At 61.6% G+C, this 16,981-nt stretch carries 17 protein-coding genes; 4 read left to right on the top strand and 13 right to left on the bottom strand.

Annotation, left to right across the window (positions count from 1 at the left end; genetic code table 11):
• Nucleotides 1-23 precede the first annotated feature (23 nt).
• Nucleotides 24-1,382, top strand: a complete 1,359-nt coding sequence (locus RFM40_RS29310) for a type II and III secretion system protein family protein (protein WP_320274016.1) — start codon at nt 24-26, stop codon at nt 1,380-1,382.
• Nucleotides 1,383-1,393: 11 nt separating this feature from the next.
• Nucleotides 1,394-1,843: a hypothetical protein gene (locus tag RFM40_RS29305; protein ID WP_320223491.1), complete on the top strand. Its 450-nt coding sequence runs from the start codon at nt 1,394-1,396 to the stop codon at nt 1,841-1,843.
• Between the two features lie 198 nt (nt 1,844-2,041).
• Here RFM40_RS29305 and RFM40_RS29300 read toward each other — a convergent pair whose 3' ends face one another.
• On the bottom strand, nt 2,042-2,845 hold the full coding sequence (locus tag RFM40_RS29300; protein WP_320229855.1) for a tetratricopeptide repeat protein: 804 nt from the start codon (nt 2,843-2,845) through the stop codon (nt 2,042-2,044).
• Nucleotides 2,846-2,930: 85 nt separating this feature from the next.
• Between RFM40_RS29300 and RFM40_RS29295 the strand changes: the two genes are divergently transcribed.
• Nucleotides 2,931-3,971, top strand: a complete 1,041-nt coding sequence (locus RFM40_RS29295) for an EscU/YscU/HrcU family type III secretion system export apparatus switch protein (RefSeq protein WP_320229856.1) — start codon at nt 2,931-2,933, stop codon at nt 3,969-3,971.
• Between the two features lie 171 nt (nt 3,972-4,142).
• Here RFM40_RS29295 and RFM40_RS29290 read toward each other — a convergent pair whose 3' ends face one another.
• The 8 genes from RFM40_RS29290 to RFM40_RS29255 form a co-directional block, all read right to left on the bottom strand.
• The gene (locus RFM40_RS29290; RefSeq protein WP_320229857.1) at nt 4,143-4,427 is read right to left on the bottom strand and encodes a hypothetical protein; all 285 of its coding nucleotides are present in this window, start codon (nt 4,425-4,427) and stop codon (nt 4,143-4,145) included.
• A gap of 8 nt (nt 4,428-4,435) precedes the next feature.
• Entirely contained in the window at nt 4,436-5,134 is a 699-nt protein-coding gene (locus RFM40_RS29285; RefSeq protein ID WP_320229858.1) for a hypothetical protein, read from the bottom strand.
• 60 nt (nt 5,135-5,194) lie between these two features.
• Entirely contained in the window at nt 5,195-6,592 is a 1,398-nt protein-coding gene (locus RFM40_RS29280; protein WP_320229859.1) for an APC family permease, read from the bottom strand.
• Between the two features lie 9 nt (nt 6,593-6,601).
• Entirely contained in the window at nt 6,602-6,769 is a 168-nt protein-coding gene (locus tag RFM40_RS29275) for a hypothetical protein (RefSeq protein WP_320223497.1), read from the bottom strand.
• Nucleotides 6,770-6,780: 11 nt separating this feature from the next.
• The gene (locus tag RFM40_RS29270) at nt 6,781-7,164 is read right to left on the bottom strand and encodes a hypothetical protein (protein WP_320229860.1); all 384 of its coding nucleotides are present in this window, start codon (nt 7,162-7,164) and stop codon (nt 6,781-6,783) included.
• 11 nt (nt 7,165-7,175) lie between these two features.
• Entirely contained in the window at nt 7,176-7,493 is a 318-nt protein-coding gene (locus RFM40_RS29265) for a hypothetical protein (RefSeq protein WP_320223499.1), read from the bottom strand.
• Between the two features lie 399 nt (nt 7,494-7,892).
• A complete protein-coding gene (gene glyA / locus RFM40_RS29260; protein ID WP_320229861.1) occupies nt 7,893-9,197 on the bottom strand; it encodes a serine hydroxymethyltransferase in 1,305 nt (434 codons plus the stop codon).
• A gap of 42 nt (nt 9,198-9,239) precedes the next feature.
• Complete coding sequence (locus tag RFM40_RS29255; protein WP_320278721.1) at nt 9,240-11,945, bottom strand: phosphoenolpyruvate carboxylase; 2,706 nt, start codon at nt 11,943-11,945, stop codon at nt 9,240-9,242.
• A 365-nt stretch (nt 11,946-12,310) separates the two neighbouring features.
• On the opposite strand from RFM40_RS29255, the gene RFM40_RS29250 reads away from it, so the two are divergent.
• Nucleotides 12,311-12,655: a BRA0787 family protein gene (locus RFM40_RS29250; protein WP_320223502.1), complete on the top strand. Its 345-nt coding sequence runs from the start codon at nt 12,311-12,313 to the stop codon at nt 12,653-12,655.
• A gap of 216 nt (nt 12,656-12,871) precedes the next feature.
• Here RFM40_RS29250 and RFM40_RS29245 read toward each other — a convergent pair whose 3' ends face one another.
• From RFM40_RS29245 to RFM40_RS29230, 4 genes are all read right to left on the bottom strand, one after another.
• Nucleotides 12,872-13,507, bottom strand: coding sequence for a response regulator transcription factor (locus RFM40_RS29245; RefSeq protein WP_320278720.1), 636 nt, complete (start codon nt 13,505-13,507; stop codon nt 12,872-12,874).
• Between the two features lie 421 nt (nt 13,508-13,928).
• Nucleotides 13,929-15,185 carry a glycerate kinase type-2 family protein gene (locus tag RFM40_RS29240; RefSeq protein WP_320278719.1) on the bottom strand — a complete coding sequence of 419 codons (1,257 nt, stop codon included), beginning with the start codon at nt 15,183-15,185 and terminating at the stop codon, nt 13,929-13,931.
• A 23-nt stretch (nt 15,186-15,208) separates the two neighbouring features.
• On the bottom strand, nt 15,209-16,177 hold the full coding sequence (locus RFM40_RS29235; protein ID WP_320229865.1) for a 2-hydroxyacid dehydrogenase: 969 nt from the start codon (nt 16,175-16,177) through the stop codon (nt 15,209-15,211).
• Between the two features lie 118 nt (nt 16,178-16,295).
• Nucleotides 16,296-16,981, bottom strand: a 686-nt coding sequence (locus RFM40_RS29230; RefSeq protein WP_320278718.1) for a succinate--CoA ligase subunit alpha, incomplete at its 5' end; no start/stop codon positions are given.

The raw sequence follows: 16,981 nt of genomic DNA, 5'->3' as shown, positions 1-16,981 counted from the left end.
CACATGCTCAGGAGAGGAACGGCATGACAATCCACGATACCGCCGCAGGCGTCCGATCCGCCGCTATCGCCAGGCGGATCGAGGTGCGCTGGCTCGCTGTCGCGGCGGCCTGCTTTCTGCTGGCGTTCTTGTCTTTGATTGCCGACGCCGCAGCGCAGAACGCATCGCCTCTGCCGAGCAAGCCGACACTCGACTTGCCTGTCGGTCAGGGACGTTTGTTGCGATTCAATGAACCGGTCGAATCCGTGCTGATTGCGGACACCACGATCGCAGATCTGCAAATCGTCTCACCCAGCCTGGTCTATGTTTTCGGGCTCAAGCCCGGCCTGACCAATCTCATTGCGGTCAAAGCCGACGAGCAGATCGAGGCAACGGCTCAATTCCGCGTCACGCCCGATGTCACGCCGGCCAATGAGGCCAAGCACGCAATGCAGCCGAACTCGGCGACGAACCTCCACATCTTCGGAACCCGCATCGTCACCACAGGCGAAGCACGGGGCATCGATGAGGCAAGAGACCTCGACAATGTCGCACGCACCTTCTCGCCGCCGGAGCAGCCGCCTTTGAACAACATGACCGTTCAGGGTTCGCAACAGGTCAATATCCGGGTTCGCTTCGCGGAAGTCTCGCGTACCGAGCTGCAGTCCTACGGCGTCGACTGGTCTGTCGGATACAAAAGCGGCGGCTTCGAATTCAACATGTTCCAGGACAATGGCGTGCCTTCCGGCGACGGGAATTTCGGTTTGCACATGGACCAGTCGCACGGCATCAACTTCGATGTCCTCATCGAAGCGCTGCAGCGCAACGGCGTCGTCAAGATCCTGGCCGAACCGAACCTGACTGCCGTGACCGGTCAAACCGCGAACTTTCTTGCCGGCGGCGAGATTCCGGTGCCGATCGCGCAAGGGTCTGACGTCACGACCGTTCAATACAAACCTTTCGGTGTGTCGCTTGGCTTCACCCCGACGCTGATCGGGCGCAATCGCATCGCGCTCCATGTCCAGCCGGAGGTCAGCTCCCTGTCGGATGCCGGCTCCGTCAGCGCCAACGGCTTTGCCATGCCGAGTTTCGTGGTGCGACGAGCGGACACGACTGTCGAGGTGGCAAGCGGCCAGACCTTCGCGATCGCGGGACTCTTCCAGCAACGGACCTCGCGCAACCTGGAGAAGTTTCCGGTTCTCGGCGACGTGCCGGTGCTTGGTCCGCTTTTCCAGTCACAGCGTTTCCAGCGCGAAGAGACGGAACTGGTCATCCTGATCACGCCCTATCTGGTCGCGCCCGTGCGCGACAGTCTTGCCACGCCGCTCGATCGTGCGGCGCCCAAGCGGCACAGCCGCAAGCGTGTCAATGACGCCTCCGCGATGGGCCTGATCGTCAAATAAGGGGAACTGCCATGACGTCGCCCATTGCCCGCTACGCCATTTTCCCGGTGCTGCTTTTGTCGGGCTGCATGAACAGCCCGCGGGAACCGCAGGATTATTCTCCGGGCTACAGCTATGTTTCGACCGATACCGGCGGTTCCGAAAAGGGCGTCACAAGCTCCGTCCTTGCTCCCAACGCTTGTCTGGCGGAGCCGGCCGACGACGACAACACGCCGGCGGCGACCAAGCTCACGATCGTCTCGGGCGTCGGCTCCCACCTGCCGCCTGGCTGTGCCAACGCCTACAATCTCCAGCGCATGGCCGAAAGCCAGCGCGACCTGGTCGAAGGCCGGCAGATGGGGAAAGCGGCGGCCGCGCCGAGCGCGAGGGCGGCGCGGCGCTACCTCGACGGTGAAGAAGCTCCCACCGGCGGAGCCAACAGCGCGCCGCCGGCGCCGCAGACAACACTGCCTGTCGAGTAGCGGCAGATGCGGCTTTGCCCACCCAGCCCTACTCCCACCAGCCATATTGGCAGCGGGCTCGATAGAAGCCGCCTTCGGGCCTCACGGTCCCGCCCGCCGAAGCGGTTCAGCATTTCACGAAAAAGCCGAGCCGCTCCAAGTATCTGTTTTTACGCAATTCCGGACGGAAAACCGTTACGCACTTTCTCTGGAATTGCTCTAGCCGAGGATAGATCCGAGCGCCTTGGCTCTGGCCTGCGTGCTGCCCTTGGTCCGTATGGCCTTGGCACGCGCCAGCAAGGTGCTGACCTCCTTGGTCGTCAGGCCGATCGGCGGCGAAGCCTTGACCTGGTCTTCTTCTCCAAGAAGTCCGTACACCACCACGATGTTGCGCTTGTGGTGCAGTTGCGCGTTGGGTGCGGCGGAGACCTTCTGAACCAGCGGAAGCGCGGCGGAGGAATTGCCCTCGAGCGCGGCCGCCAGCGCCATGTTGGTCTCGATATCGAGGTCGCCTGGCGCCAGCTTCAACGCCTGCGCGAAGGTCGCTTGCGCCTCGGCGGTCTGGCCCGCGAATGTCTGCGCCACGCCGAGCCGGTTGTAAGCGCTGCTGGTATTGACCAGCGGCGCCGCCTGCGCCAGGGCGCGCATGCCGGCATTGACATCACCCGTCTCGATCATCGCCGAGCCAAGTCCGAGCATGGCCTGCCCGTCATTGGGAGCCTTGGCAAGCGCCGCCTGATAGGCCTTGGCGGCTTCGTCAGGATAGCCAGCCCGCATGTAAGCCTCGCCCGCCTTGACCAGCGCGATCGGCATAGCGTCCGGCATCGCCGCCGCGCGCTGATAGAGCGCGATTGCGGTATCGCTGTCTCCGCGCGCGTCGATATCGTCCGCAAGCTTGATCAAGCGTTCCGACTGCGAGGACGGAGCCTGGGCTTTCGCCTTGTCGGTATCGGTTTTGGTCGTCTGACAACCGGTCAATGCCAGCATGACGACGACTGGCAAGAATACGACATGCTGCCGCATATCCACCTCTCCGTATTCAAGCCCGCCGCAACCTTACACAGGACGTCGGCCGGCTGGAACCACACCAGTGCGATAAGATTGCAACATGGCCGAAGAAGCTGAGGAAAAGAAACTACCGGCATCCGACAAGAAGCTTCGCGACGCCCGGCGGAAAGGTCAGGTTCCGCAGAGCCGCGACCTGGTTTCGGGCTTCACGCTCCTTGCAGCTCTTGCCTACCTCTATTTTGCCTGGCCGATGCTCGTCGAGCACGTTTCGGAGCTGGTGCGGATCGTGACGGAACCCGGCAGCACATTCGCGGAGGTCAGCATGCGAGCCATGCGCCATTGGCTCTGGACCTTGATGCTCATAACCCTGCCGATGGTCGCGATCGTCGTGGCGCTCACCGCTGTCTTCGGCATGCTGGGAACGTTCGGGCCGGTCTTCTCGTTCGAGCCGCTCAAACCGCAATTCGATCATATCAATCCGGCGAAGGGCCTGCAGAAGATCCTGTCGCTCCGCAACGTCATCGAGTTCACCAAGGGCTTGGCCAAGGTGGTGTTTCTGGCGAGCCTGTTCGTACTCATCCTGACCGCATGGCTTCAGCCGCTCTTCGATGCGCCAGGCTGCGGGTCTTCATGTCTCGAGCCGGTTGTCCAGGCGATGCTGACGCCATTTGGAGTGGCGGCCGCCCTCGCCTTTGTCGTCATAGGCCTGATCGACGTCCCCATTCAGCGCTGGCTGTTCCTGCGCGACATGCGCATGACCACCACCGAGTACAAGCGCGAACACAAGGATCTCGAGGGAGATCCGTTGATCCGGCATGAGCAGCAGCGGCAGCGGCGCGAGGCGGTGATGCAGCCCGCGAGGCTCGGCGTCGTAAACGCGGTCATCGTCTTTGTGTCCGGCGACCGCGCTGTGGCGCTTCGCTACATCAAGGGCGAAACGCCCGTGCCGACGATCGTCGGCAAGGGCCGGGACCACGCCGCCAACGAGATGGCCGCTCAGGCACGCCAGGCCGGCATTCCCGTTGTCGAAGATCCTACCCTCGCCAAAACACTCTTCGAGCGGACGAATGTTGGATCCTATATCGGCCAGGAGGTGTTCTCGCCGGTGGTTCGCCACCTTGTCCGGCTCGGGCTTACTTGAAAGCGATCAAGACAAGCGCAGCAATCAGGTGGCTCCCTCTGGCCTTCAGCATTTCGAAGACTGTGCCACCGCTCAGCCGACTGTCAGGAGAACGTTAGATGTTGGCCTCGCGGCGAGCCAGCACGCTTGAGTGGTGCCAATGAACCGGAGCGAATTCCGCAATATCTTCGCTCAAGCGAGACGGCTGTGATGCCTCCCGCTTGCTGCTGCCGTCGCCAGGATCCGAGCCCGACGATAGGCGTCCGGGATCGACAAAGCCCATACGAACAACCCGAACGCATGTCGACCGATGTACGACTGATCCGGTGTTGTCGTCATGTAGCTGATCACCGAAAAGAAAAGCACGAAGAAAGCAAACGCCCGCCCGCGCTTTGCGTCGCGTACAGCGAAGTGACCCGCCCCGGGGAAGAGTATCGCCAAAGCAAGGACCAGGTAAGGATTGATTGGCTTGGCCATCGACGACCTCAGGCGGCTTCGTAGACTGGAATGGTGGCCTCGCTCGCAGCCATCGCCTCGCTCAAGGACTTCGCCTCCGTGACCGCCTTGCTGACGAGGTCGGTCGAAATCGTTGCGACGGCAAAGCGGATCTGCCGCAGGAATAGATGTGCTGCGCGCTCTCCCTGGGCGGCCTGACGGATCACCCGGGTGCCGCGCGGTGAAATGACGGCTTCCTTCACGCCCGGATCGGAAAAGAGGCTGCGGAACATCGTTGCGGCACGCTCGACCTGCCACGCAGTGGCGCGACCGTCGCCCCGCATCAATAGCGAAGCGTCCATCTCCGGTGGCGCCATCCACTCAGGCAAGTCGTGGACGAGCGAATAATATTCAGCGCCGGTCGGGCGGGCGAGCGCGCCAATCGCTGGCCGGTTGCGCTCGCGAAGTTCGCTTAGCGTCACCCTGAGCCAGAGCTGCGGCAGTCGGCGCGTCACCATGGTGTCGGCAAGGAGTTCGACACGGACCTGCCTGCCGTCCTCAAGGTTGCTGACGAGAATGGGAAACTGGTCGGGAGCGAAAGTGATCCGAACGTCTAGAAAAAGCGTCGCCGCCTCGTCAAGAAGCCCCCTGCGCTGCGCGAGGATGGCACGATGGTCGCTGATCGCCCGCTTGCCCATCCAGGCGCAGGTAGCGGCGACAAATGCGGCAAGAGCGATTGTGGTGATCATTCGAGATCGCCTTGATGAGGACGTGGCGGCGCGGAAGGCATGCCGCCACGTCTAACGGGTTCAATAACCGGCGGGCTTCGGCCAGGGCATGGTGAACTGGTCACCCCGGCGCACGAACTGGTAGCGCCGGAAATGGAACCAGAGCGATGCCACGATGTAGAAGCACATCATCGCGCTGAGCTGTGTGCCGTAGCCGAGGAACACCGCGAAATAGGCCGCGGCGCATAGCGTCAGCAGGACGATCACCGGCAGCGGATGAAGCGGATGCACATAGCCGCGCTTGATCGTGTCGAGCGGCCATTTGCGCCGGAACATGACCATATTGAAGGTCATGAAGGTGTATCCGAGCAGGCCCGACAGGATCGAGAAGGTCACGACCTGGTCGAGCGGCGCACCAAGCGCGAAGATGAGCGCGATGGGAACCAGGAATACAATCGACCGGTACGGCGTACGATAGACCGGGTGCACCGCGCCGAACCAGCTCGGCAGGTAGCGGTCACGCCCCATCGAGAACCAGGCGCGCGAGGCGTCGTTGATGCATCCGTTCGCCGAGGCGAGCGTCGAGAACATTGTGCCGACGAAGAGGAGCACCATCAAACCGGCATTGCCCGTGACGCGCGCGGCGTCGAAGAGCGGCGTTCCGGCTTGACCGAGATATTCCCAAGGCAGGAGGCCTGAGCAGACATACCAGGTCATGGTCGCGGCAATCAGCAGCGTCATGATGCCGGCCATGGTGCCGTAGGGCAGCGAACGCGCCGGCGATCGCACTTCCTCGGCGGCCTGGCAGGTTCCCTCGATGCCGAGATAATACCACAGGCCGAAGTGCAGAGCCGCGACGATGCCGATCCAGCCATAGGGAAGCGGAGATGTCGTGATCGCCGAAAAGTCCATCGGCACGGCGGAGGCACCGAGTTGCACCGAGACGAACAGGGCAATGATTGCCAGGAAGGCAATGGCCGTAATGACCAGATTGAAGGTCAACGTGGCCAGCACACCGCGAAAATTGAGCCATGCCAGGAACATGATGGAAAGGATGATGAACGGCTTCTGGTTGAGGCCGGTATGGCCCATCATCCCCGCGACCGTGTCGAGCAGATAGCCCACGGTTATCGCGTTGGCCGCCTCGAGCATGGTGTAGGCCATGACAAGGAACAGGCCGACATTGAAGGCCATCAACGGCCCGACGATGTGCTTGGCCTGAGCATATTGGCCGCCAGCGGCGGCAATGGTCGACGTCACTTCGGAGTCGATCATCGCCACGCAGGTGTAGAGCAGACCAGCCACCCAGCAGGCGGCGAGCCCGGCGATCATCCCGCCTTTGCCGACAGAGAAGTTCCAGCCCATATATTCGCCGACGAGCACGATGCCGACGCCGAGCGCCCAGATATGGGCGGGGCCAAGAACGCGCAGGAGTTGAAGCCGCTCGGTTGCGGGTGCGGTTATAGTCGCGTTTGCCATTTCCGTCCCTCAGATCTGGTGGCGCTCGGCCGTGACCTCGATCTCGCCTTCGCGTGATGAGGTCAGCAACTCGTCATCGTAGGTGGTGTCGATGCGAATGAGATTGATGAGCATCAGAGCACCGAACATGGCTGACAAGGCCCAGGCCAGGTATTCAAGAATGTTCCAGACATCCATGACCGCCTCCCCTATCGCCGCTTTGGATCGAAGCGCTCTTCGATCACTTCGCGGTATTCCCTGTCGGAAAGCCGCACAACCAAGACAAAATAGCCAATCACCAGCACCGCCATGACGATCAGCGGGGCCCAGTTGAAACTGTAGTCGAAGCGGGCGGTGATGATATCGTTCGCCGCAGCCGGGTCGGCAATTCCGATCGCCGCCCATTGCTTGGCCTCAGTCGCATTCTGACCGAGAGCTTCCCAGGTCGGATTGGCGATCGGGTTAGGCGTTTTGGCGGCGCCGGCAAAGCCCAGGTAAAGGGGCAAATAGAGGGCGCCCACCGTCAGCACGAGCAGGGTAAAGACGTCGAAGACCTGACCGGCGAGGCCCTGTTTGGGAGGTTGATAGGCCATTTGCTAGCTCCTTAGCCCCGGCGCCTGCGCATCTCGTCAAGATGCTTGATGTCAAGGCCGTAGATGAAATGCTTGTCTTCCTCATAGTGGCGCAGCATGGCGACAATGGCCGCCGTGTTGAACGCCAACACCAGTCCGCATGCGACCGACAGGATGATGCGCATGGCGGGGATCGAGATGTACGGCCAGACGCTGAACAGCGCGAAAAGAAGTGTGCCCCATAGCACGATGACGAAGGCCAACAGGCCTGCGCGATCGCGAGCGTGCATTTTGTCGATGCGCTGGTTGAGGCTGAGCTCGCCAGCTCGACTACTGATTGTTGCTTCCATCTGTTCTCCTCCAGGCGGCCATTTTCGGCTTTGTTGCGCTTTTGCGGATGGGAATATTAATTTCCCAACAGGAATATCTGGCAAAGTTAATTTCGTGTCAAGCGACGCGATGCAGATAGTGGATGGCGTCAGCAAAGCAGTGATGCTCCTGAACAGATTTGAACCTGGATATGGGTTGCCTTCGCGCGCCACGCGTTCGCCGTCGTCCCGACAGGGTTTGGGGGCCACGCCTTTTCGGATGCGCGGGGCGGCCGCCGAAAGCTGCAAAGCCGCCTCGGGTTCCCGGCGGAACTGCACTCGGCGATCAGAGCTTCCGGCGCTGATCCATCAACCGGTTAAATGCGAGGCCGGGTCATGCCGGTCTAATCAGCAAGAACGCAGTTCCTGCTCCGGCAGGGGTCACTCGTAGATCGGAAATCGGCTGACCAAATCGTGCACTTCCTCGCGCACAGCCGCCTCGATTGCTGCGTTGCCGGCCTCGCCATTTGCAGCCAGCCCATCGATCACGCTCATCGTCAGGCGTCCGACCTGACGGAATTCTTCTACGAGGAAGCCACGTGTGGTGCAGGCCGGGGTGCCTAGGCGGATGCCCGACGTCACCATCGGTCCCTGCGGGTCGAACGGGATGCCGTTCTTGTTGCAGGTGACATGGGCGCGACCGAGTGCTGCCTCGACTGCCTTGCCGGTCAGACCCTTTCGACGCAGGTCGACCAGCATTAGATGCGTGTCGGTACCGCCCGAGATAATATCGACGCCGCCTTCGGACAGCGTCTCGGCCAATGCCTTGGCGTTTGACACCACATTTGCCGCATAGAGCTTGAATTCGGGCGCCAGCGCCTCACCGAATGCGACGGCCTTTGCGGCGATGACGTGCATCAGCGGTCCGCCCTGGAGGCCGGGGAACACCGCCGAGTTGATCTTCTTGCCGATCTCCTCGTCATTGGACAGCACCGTGCCGCCACGCGGGCCGCGCAGGGTCTTGTGTGTGGTCGTCGCCACCACATGGGCATGGTCGAGGGGATTGGGGTGGACGCCGCCCGCCACGAGGCCGGCGAAATGCGCCATGTCGACGAACAGTTTGGCGCCGACTTCGTCGGCGATCTCGCGAAAGGCTTTGAAATCGATGGTGCGCGGATAGGCGGAACCGCCGGCAAGGATCACCTTGGGCCGGTGCTTGCGCGCCAGATCGCGCACCTCATCGAGGTCGATGCGATGAGTGTCGGGGCGAACCCCGTAGGAGACGACATTGAACCACTTGCCGGACTGGTTGACCGGCGCGCCATGGGTGAGATGCCCACCGGCGGACAGATTAAGCCCCAGGAAGGTGTCGCCAGGCTGCATCAGCGCCATGAAAACCGACTGGTTGGCCTGACTGCCGGAGTTCGGCTGCACGTTGGCGAACGAGCACCCAAACAGCGTCCTGGCGCGGTCGCGCGCCAGATCCTCGACTTCGTCGACGAACTGGCAGCCGCCATAGTAACGACGGCCGGGATAGCCCTCGGCATATTTGTTGGTCAGCACCGAACCTTGTGCCTCAAGCACCGCCCTGGAGACGATGTTTTCGGAAGCTATCAGTTCGATCTCGTTGCGCTGACGAGAGAGCTCCCGCTGCATGGCGTCGCTGACGGCACGATCTGCGACAGCTACGCCTGCGCGGAAGAACCGGCTTGCTGCGCCGGTGTCAGGCTTGGTCGAAATATTCATGAAGCTCCTCCCATACGGCGCGACGCAGCGCCAATATTGTGATCATCCGGTCCAGCCCAGGCCGGTCGAAATGCAATTGATCGAAAGCAGCAGCGCGTTGACCGCACGCTTGGGCTTTGCGGTCGAGCCGTCCTGGGCACGGACCTCGCGCAAGAGCTGCACCTGCAATCGATGAATGCCGTCCAACTGCGGTCTGATGCGATCGAAGTGCTGCTTGAAGGCGGGGAAGCGCTTTGAGACCTTCAGGCCGCCGTTGATCTCGGCAATGGTCTTGCGCGTGAGCGCATATTCGGCGGCAATCTTGCGGTAGATCCGTTCCGACAATTCGGGATCCTGCACCAAGCCAGCATAGAGCCGACCGATCTCCATGTCGGTTTGGTAAAGTCCCTTGTCGACCTCGTCGACGATGAGGCGGAAAAAGCGCGAGCGCTCGAACATCTGCTTGAGCAGTTCCAGCCCTGCGCTACCGCGAACAGCGAGGAAGGAATTTAGCGCGCTGCCGATGCCGTACCAATTGGTCAGCAGATGCCGGTTCTGGCTCCAGGCGAAAACCCAAGGGATGGCGCGCAGGTCGGAGATGTCCCGAGCACCGAAGCGGCGGGCCGGGCGCGAGCCGATCTTAAGCAGCGACAGCTCTTCGACAGGGCTCGCTTGATTGAAATAATCGATGAAGCCCGGCTCATTGATCAGGCCCGAGTAGGATGCCTGCGACATGCCGGTCAAAGCCTCCAGAGCCTCGCTGAACTCAGGGATTTCCTTTAACTCAGGCTCGTTGTGTGACTTGACGCTGTGGGCCAAGACGCTCGCGGCCAGGATCTCGAGCTGGTAGAGACCTGTGCCGCGATTTGCGAATTTCGACGACACGACCTCGCCTTGCTCTGTCACGCGCATGACACCGGCAACAGTGCCGGCAGGCTGGGCAGCGATCGCCCGACCGGTCGGCGCACCGCCTCGACTGACGGAACCGCCGCGGCCGTGGAAGAAGCTGATCGTGATCTTGCGCTTCTGACTGAGGGCGTGGATACGCCTTTGCGTCTTGTTCAGTTCCCAGTTCGAAGCCAGGAACCCGCCATCCTTGTTGGAGTCGGAGTATCCCAGCATGACTTCCTGCCGGTTACCGAAATCGCGCACGGAGCGGCGCACAATCGAGACCGAAAGAAGCTGATCCAGAACATCGGCGGCCGCGCGCAGATCGGCGATGGTCTCGAACAGCGGCACGACGCGCAGGGCAATCGCGCCGCTGCCGTCGAGCGCGGTGGCCATACCGCAATATTGCGCAAGCACGTAAACAGCCAGCAGGTCTTCTGAAGACCGCGTCATGCTCAAGATGAAGGCGCCAATCGCACCTCCGTTCAGCCCGGAGGAGGCTTCGCGGATGACATCGAAGAGGTCGAGGAGTTCACGCGCCTCATCCGAAAGCAACTGCGGTTCGACGATAAGCTGTTCGCCAGTGGAGAGTGCTGTTCGGATGCGCTTCGTCCATTGCGGCGTGTCGGGCGTCGGCGCCTGATCCCCGTCCATATGCCTGAAGAGCTCGGCCAGCACCCGATTGACGACCGTCGAGTTCTGGCGAATGTCCAATGCAACTGTGCGAAAACCAAAGGTCTCGACCTGCTGACGCAAAGGGCGGACGAAGCGCCGCGCAACATGGTTGCCGCCCAGTTTGGCAAGGACCGTTTCGACATGTCTCAGGTCGATCCTGAACAACTCTGAGCGGGCATACGGCTTGGCCACGGTCTCACCGAGCATCGCCCGCAAGCGATCCAGCATCGCGGCCGCGAACTGCCTCAGCGGTTCTCCCGGGTTGCGCGCCACAATCTCGCGAGCTGTACCGGTCCGGTGCAGCGCCTGGGCAAGCGCCTTGGTGAAATCTTCCGGGATCTCGACGACATTGGCGCTGACGCTGAGCACGGTGACCAACCGTCGAACCTGCTGGATGTACCAGCCAATGACGGCATGACGGCACTCCGTGAGCGCCCGGACCGTCGTCTTTGCCGTGACATTCGGATTGCCGTCGCGATCGCCGCCGATCCACGACGCGTAGCGCATGAAGGACGGCACCTCGATGTCGTATTGCGGGTAGTGGCGGGCAAACGCCTCCTCGACGGCATCATAGATCTTCGGAGTCGCCTCGAAGATCACTTCCCGGAAGAAATGCAGGCCCCATGAGATCTCGCTCTCGACCGATGGCCGCTCAAGCCGCAACTCGCCCGACATCCACAAAAGCTCGATCTCGCTCCTGAGGTCGTCAATGAGTTGCTCGCGCTCCCGCGGCGCCCAGCGCTGCTGCTCGAGCTCGGTGAGCTTGCGATAGATGCGCCGGTGAATTTCGAGAACGGTGACACGCTTGGCCTCGGTCGGGTGGGCGGTCATGGTTGGCCCGACATTCAGCGTGTCGAGGGTGGTCTGCAATTCCTCGGCCGGGTAGCCGGCGGCGGCTATCTCGCCGACGACATTGGCGAAGGAGCCAACCACCTCGTCCGCGCCACCCATCTGCTCGAGTTCTCGGCGTGAACGCATCGCGAGCAATTCGTTGGCGATAGCGACGAGTTGGAACCATATACCGGTCGCCTGGAGCGCCGGGATGCGCTGATCATCGGCGAGAGTGTCAAGGCTAACGCGCCCGGTCAGAACCCCGGCTAAGCCGGGCTCACGTTCGCTGACTACAGAGGTCAGCAGCCTGAACAGAAGACTTCTGACATCCTCGTGACAGCTAAGCGGTCTGCTGTCGTCCACAGCGGCACCCATTCTTCCAAGCGTTGTCCCGAGCCAACCGAACGAGGCGGACATCCCGGGCTTCTCCATCTGGAAGCAGATAGATTTTCCGCCTTCTTGAAAACGCCCGGACGGGTAGATTTGCCATTCGTTCGGGTGGGTTGGAGCACCAACCGAATGATGGTCGGCAGGGCCGAACCTGGGACCACCGAATGGACCATAAATCACGATCTTGCCAGCATTGGTCCAGCGCGATTCGGAGCTAGACACTGCTTAACTCTTATGCAAATATGTTGCCTTATAGGAAATAAAGCGAGATAATTGGACCGAGGGGTTCACATTCCATAACCGCGCCAGCTCGGCGCGTTTCATGGGGGACCTCAGGAAGAGACTTGGACATGGATATGCACAAGGTATTTCCGGATCTCTTTGAAGGGCATGCGCCGATCACCCTGCAGAACGCTTTTCATGAAGCGCTCGAGGCGCTCGAGGAATGGAGCGAGAAAGCTGAAGAGCCACTCATTCCGATCCACGGCGTCGCCATGCCAATCAGCAGCGTTTTCGTCAGGATGAGCGACTGCACCGATCTGATGCCGCTCAGAACACAAGGTGTGCTGGAGGCGATCATCGGCAGGGATCTAGTTCGCGCCTCAGGACGGATGCTTTATGCTGACGCAGCGAGGCTTGCGATGCCCCTGTGCGCTGCGCGGACAGACCCTGACGCCCTTCCCGCTTACCCCTGACGCGAACCGACGAAGGTGAGCGCAGCGCTCAGTCTTTCCTTGGATAAGCCACAGGGGTCGCGATTTGCATCAAAGCCGCCCGGCAGCCGTGAATAGCGCAAGGACGACAGGCTTCGCGATCGGCGACCGAGTGACCTACCGCCCCGAATTCAGGATTGCCAAGGCCAGTGAGAGGGCAAGGCCGATGCGGGCCATGGAAAATCCTCAACGGCGAGTTCAAACGCGCCCGCGGTTTCTCTCGCCGGCGTAGAGCGCAACAGCCATCGCCCGGTTGCGGACGTCCAGTTTGTCGTAGAGGTTCCTGAGGTGATACTTGACTGTATTCTCGGAAATCCCGGTGCGGGTCGCGATCTGCAGATTGGTCCAGCCGTCAGCCAGCACTGAGAGCAGCTCGCGTTCACGTGTCGTGAGCCGCGACATCGGCGTGTCGTTGATTTTGGAGACGTCCAGGTAAGGGACGCAGATTCGTCCATTGGCGACCGCGACCAGAGTGTCGAAAAGGATCGCCGGGTCGTCGAACTGATAGCAGAACCCCTGGACGCCCAGGCGTACGCACTGCTTGAGGATAGCGATGTCGTGATCGTTGGAAAAGATCACGAGGCGCGCATGCAGGCTGCGCCGCTGCATCGCTGTCAAAACACCGACGGCATCCATGTCCGACAATTTCCACCCGAGCACGGCGACGTCGAACTGAGGGGGTGTGGCTGCCGCCGCTCGGAGAAAAGCCTCGCCGGCCTGGACGCTGTCAACGAGATCGAAGCGGCCGTCTCGCGAGATCATATCCCCAAGGGCGGCGACCACGAGCGGATTGCGCTCGCCGATCAAGATCCTGAATCTGCTCTTTTCGGGCATTGACCCACCTAAGTCCCGACACCTCGGCGCTGACCTTCGACGCGGCGGCACTCGTGCGCGTTGCCGGCCGTAGCTCTTGCGCCCTCTTACTTGCAGTCCTCTACTGTTGGCTGACCACTTGCTGCTTCAACAACGTTTCGGCATCCGATCCCTGCCAGCAATCCGTCATGAAATTCCTAGCATGAATTTAATTTTCCTTCTAGTACAATCAGCCAGATCGACGCACTGCTGGATTGGGCCTTTCGCGGCATGAGCCAAGCGCGCTACGCTGGCGCTGGCTTGGTCGTAGGCGCTGTCCTCGGAAGAGATATTACTCAACGATTGCCGAAAACGACGAAGGGCCCCGCCTGACTGCGGCGCCGCACCCGCATGCCCTCAATTTCGATTGTCCATCGCTCCATCGGCGTGGATGCGAGGAATGCTACTGCATCAACAATATCTGCAGGTCCGCGACATTGGTGCCGGTAGCGCCAGTCATCAACAAATCTCCAGACATTGCCAACGCTGCATAGGAATCATTGTTGCCTAGCAAGACGGCGGGCTCCGGACCGAAATTGCGGATCCGGGACGTGGACCCGGCGTCGACGATACCCCCGGCCGCATCGGTGGGGCCGTCGCGGCCATCGGTACCGCCGCTCAGAAACACCCAAGTGCGGCGGATCGCTTTCTCTTCATTGGCCAGCGCGAACCGCAGCGCCATTTCCTGATTGCGTCCTCCTTTGCCTGTGCCTGAGACCTCGACCGTTGTCTCGCCGCCGGCGATCACTGCCACCGGTCCTGCGTGGCCGGCATGTTCGATTGCGATACCGTGGAGCGTGCGGGCGGCGTCACGGACATTGCCCGACAACCAGTCGGCGGCCTTTATGACATGATTGCCGCGTTGCCGGGCTTTTGCCGTCACGCTTTCAACACTGATGCGGTTGGAGCCGACGACCACATTCTCGATGCGGTCGAATATCGCTTCTGAAAAGCGCTCATCCGGCGAAAGAAGAGCCTGCTTGAACGCCAAGTCGACACCATACTTCGAAAGCACACTGTGCGCGTGGGAAACGGAGGCGTAGAGCGGGGCTGTCGGGCCGCTAGCCACTAGGCGAACGTCATCGCCGGGCACATCCGAGACAATGAGCGCCAATACGTCGGCCCTCGATGCCAATTGCGCCAAGCGTCCACCCTTCAGGCGCGAAAAATGCTGCCTGACAGTGTTGATTTCCCGAATGTCGGCGCCCGAACGGATGAGGTTTTCATTGAGCGTGATCTTGTCAGCCAGTGACAGCCCGGAGGAGGGAGCACACAACAGCGCCGAGCCGCCACCGCTGACGAGTACGAGAATAAGGTCGCCAGGCTCCACCGATCGGGCAAGACTCTCGACGGCACAGCCTGCGTCGAGGCTGCCCTGATCTGGCAGGGGGTGCCCGGCCGTGATAACCGCCGCGCCATCGATCGCCACCGCATTTTCGGCATTGGTGACGGCCACAGCCTTATGCAGCTTGCCACCAATCAAAGGCAATGCCGCGCAAGTCATTGCGCAAGCTGCCTTGCCAAAGGCGATAGCGGTGACGCGCCTGGCCTTTTCAAGTCTGTCAGAGTGTCGTGCCAGCGCAGCGGCAACCGCTGGGCCGGGCTCGGCCGCAGCGACGCCCGTCCGAAACAGGTCGACCGCCTGTTTACGGAGATCCATCAGCGCCGTCGCAGGCGCCACAGTCACACCACCCGATCCGGAGCGGGTTTGCCCTCGAAGAAGGCAGTGAGATTCTCGAGGGCCTTCATGCCCATCGCCTCTCGTGTTTCGGTAGTCGCACTGCCAAGATGGGGAAGCAGAACCACGTTTTCCCGAGCAAGGAGGCCGCGGGGCACTGCAGGTTCTTCGGCGTAGACGTCGAGCCCGGCTCCAGCGATCACCCCCTTGTCGAGCGCGTGGATAAGGGCAGTCTCGTCGATCACATCCCCGCGCGCCGTATTGATGAGGAAAGCGGTCGGCTTCATGACTGAGAGCCTTGCTTCACCAATCAGATGCTTGTTTTCGGCTCCACCTGGACAATGAAGCGAGACGAAGTCGGACTCCGCCAGCACGGCTTCGATGGATGGAAGTTGCCGGGCAGAGATCAACCGGATCTCGTCGTCGTCGACCTTGGAACGATTGTAGAAGACGACGTCCATGCCGAAGCCGAAATGCGCCCGGCTCGCCATGGCCTTGCCGATGCGTCCCATGCCAATGATCCCGAGCTTTTTGCCTGAAACCTTCGTGCCGATGAGATGGGTTGGACACCATCCCTTCCAGGCACCGGCGCGCAGTTGTCGCTCACCCTCGCCGGCACGGCGTGCCACCAACAGGAGCAAGCTCATCGCAATGTCGGCCGTGCAATCCGTCAGTACTCCCGGTGTGTTGGTGACGGCAATGCCGCGGTCTCGAGCAGCCGCCACGTCTATGTGGCTGAAACCGACACCAAAGTTGGCGAGCAACCTGGTGCGACAGCCTTCGGGCGGAAATACTGAGGCAGGCAGTCGATCGCTCACGGTGGGAAGGATTGCGTCATAGGCCTGGAACGCCGTCGCGAAATCTGCTGGCGTCAACGGCACATCATCGGCATTCAGTACCGCATCGAACCGTTCCGTCAGAAGCTTTTCCACCTTGGCCGGCCAACGTCGGGTTACAATGATACGCGGCTTCATTTGGATCCCCCAACCTTGCCCAAGCGACCATGCGAAACCGCCAGGCTGGCAGCAGCGGTCCGCGATGTTGACGGCGATTTCGACGGGCCAGGATACCCGACCAGACGTCCGCCCACGCTCACGCCGCCTTCTTCGTCCGCGCCAGCGTGTCGGCAACGACCTCGCCGAAGGAGGCGGGCGTCGGGACGATGACGACGCCGGCTTCCTTCAGGATTTCGACCTTTTCCTGCGCCGACTCGCCGAAGGCGGAGATGATGGCGCCGGCGTGGCCCATGCGGCGGCCTTTCGGTGCTGAGAGCCCGGCGATGTAGGCGATCAGCGGCTTGCGCATATTGTCGCGCGCCCAGATCGCGGCTTCGGCTTCCTGCGGGCCGCCGATCTCGCCGATCATCACCACGGCGTCTGTATCCTCGTCGCGCTCGAAGAGCTGCAGAATGTCCTTGAAGGAGGAGCCGTTGATCGGATCGCCGCCGATGCCGACGCTGGTCGAGACGCCGATGCCCAGCGCCTTCATCTGCGAGGCCGCCTCGTAACCCAGCGTGCCGGAGCGGCCGACGATGCCGACGCGGCCGGGGAGATAGATGTTGCCGGGCATAATGCCCATCAGCGCCTGCCCGGGGGTGATGACGCCGGCGCAGTTCGGGCCGACGAGGCGCATGCGGTCCTCGAAGCGGTAGCGGCGCATGTAGCGCTTGACCTGCATCATGTCCTGCGAGGGGATGCCGTCGGTGATGCACACGCAAAGCTTTATCCCGGCATCCGCCGCCTCCATGATCGAATCGGCGGCAAACGGCGGCGGCACGA

The organism is Mesorhizobium captivum, assembly GCF_033977165.1.
GTDB lineage: Bacteria > Pseudomonadota > Alphaproteobacteria > Rhizobiales > Rhizobiaceae > Mesorhizobium > Mesorhizobium captivum.
The sequence above is the reverse complement of the archived record's forward strand: the minus strand, read 5'-3'. Positions and strand labels throughout refer to the sequence as shown.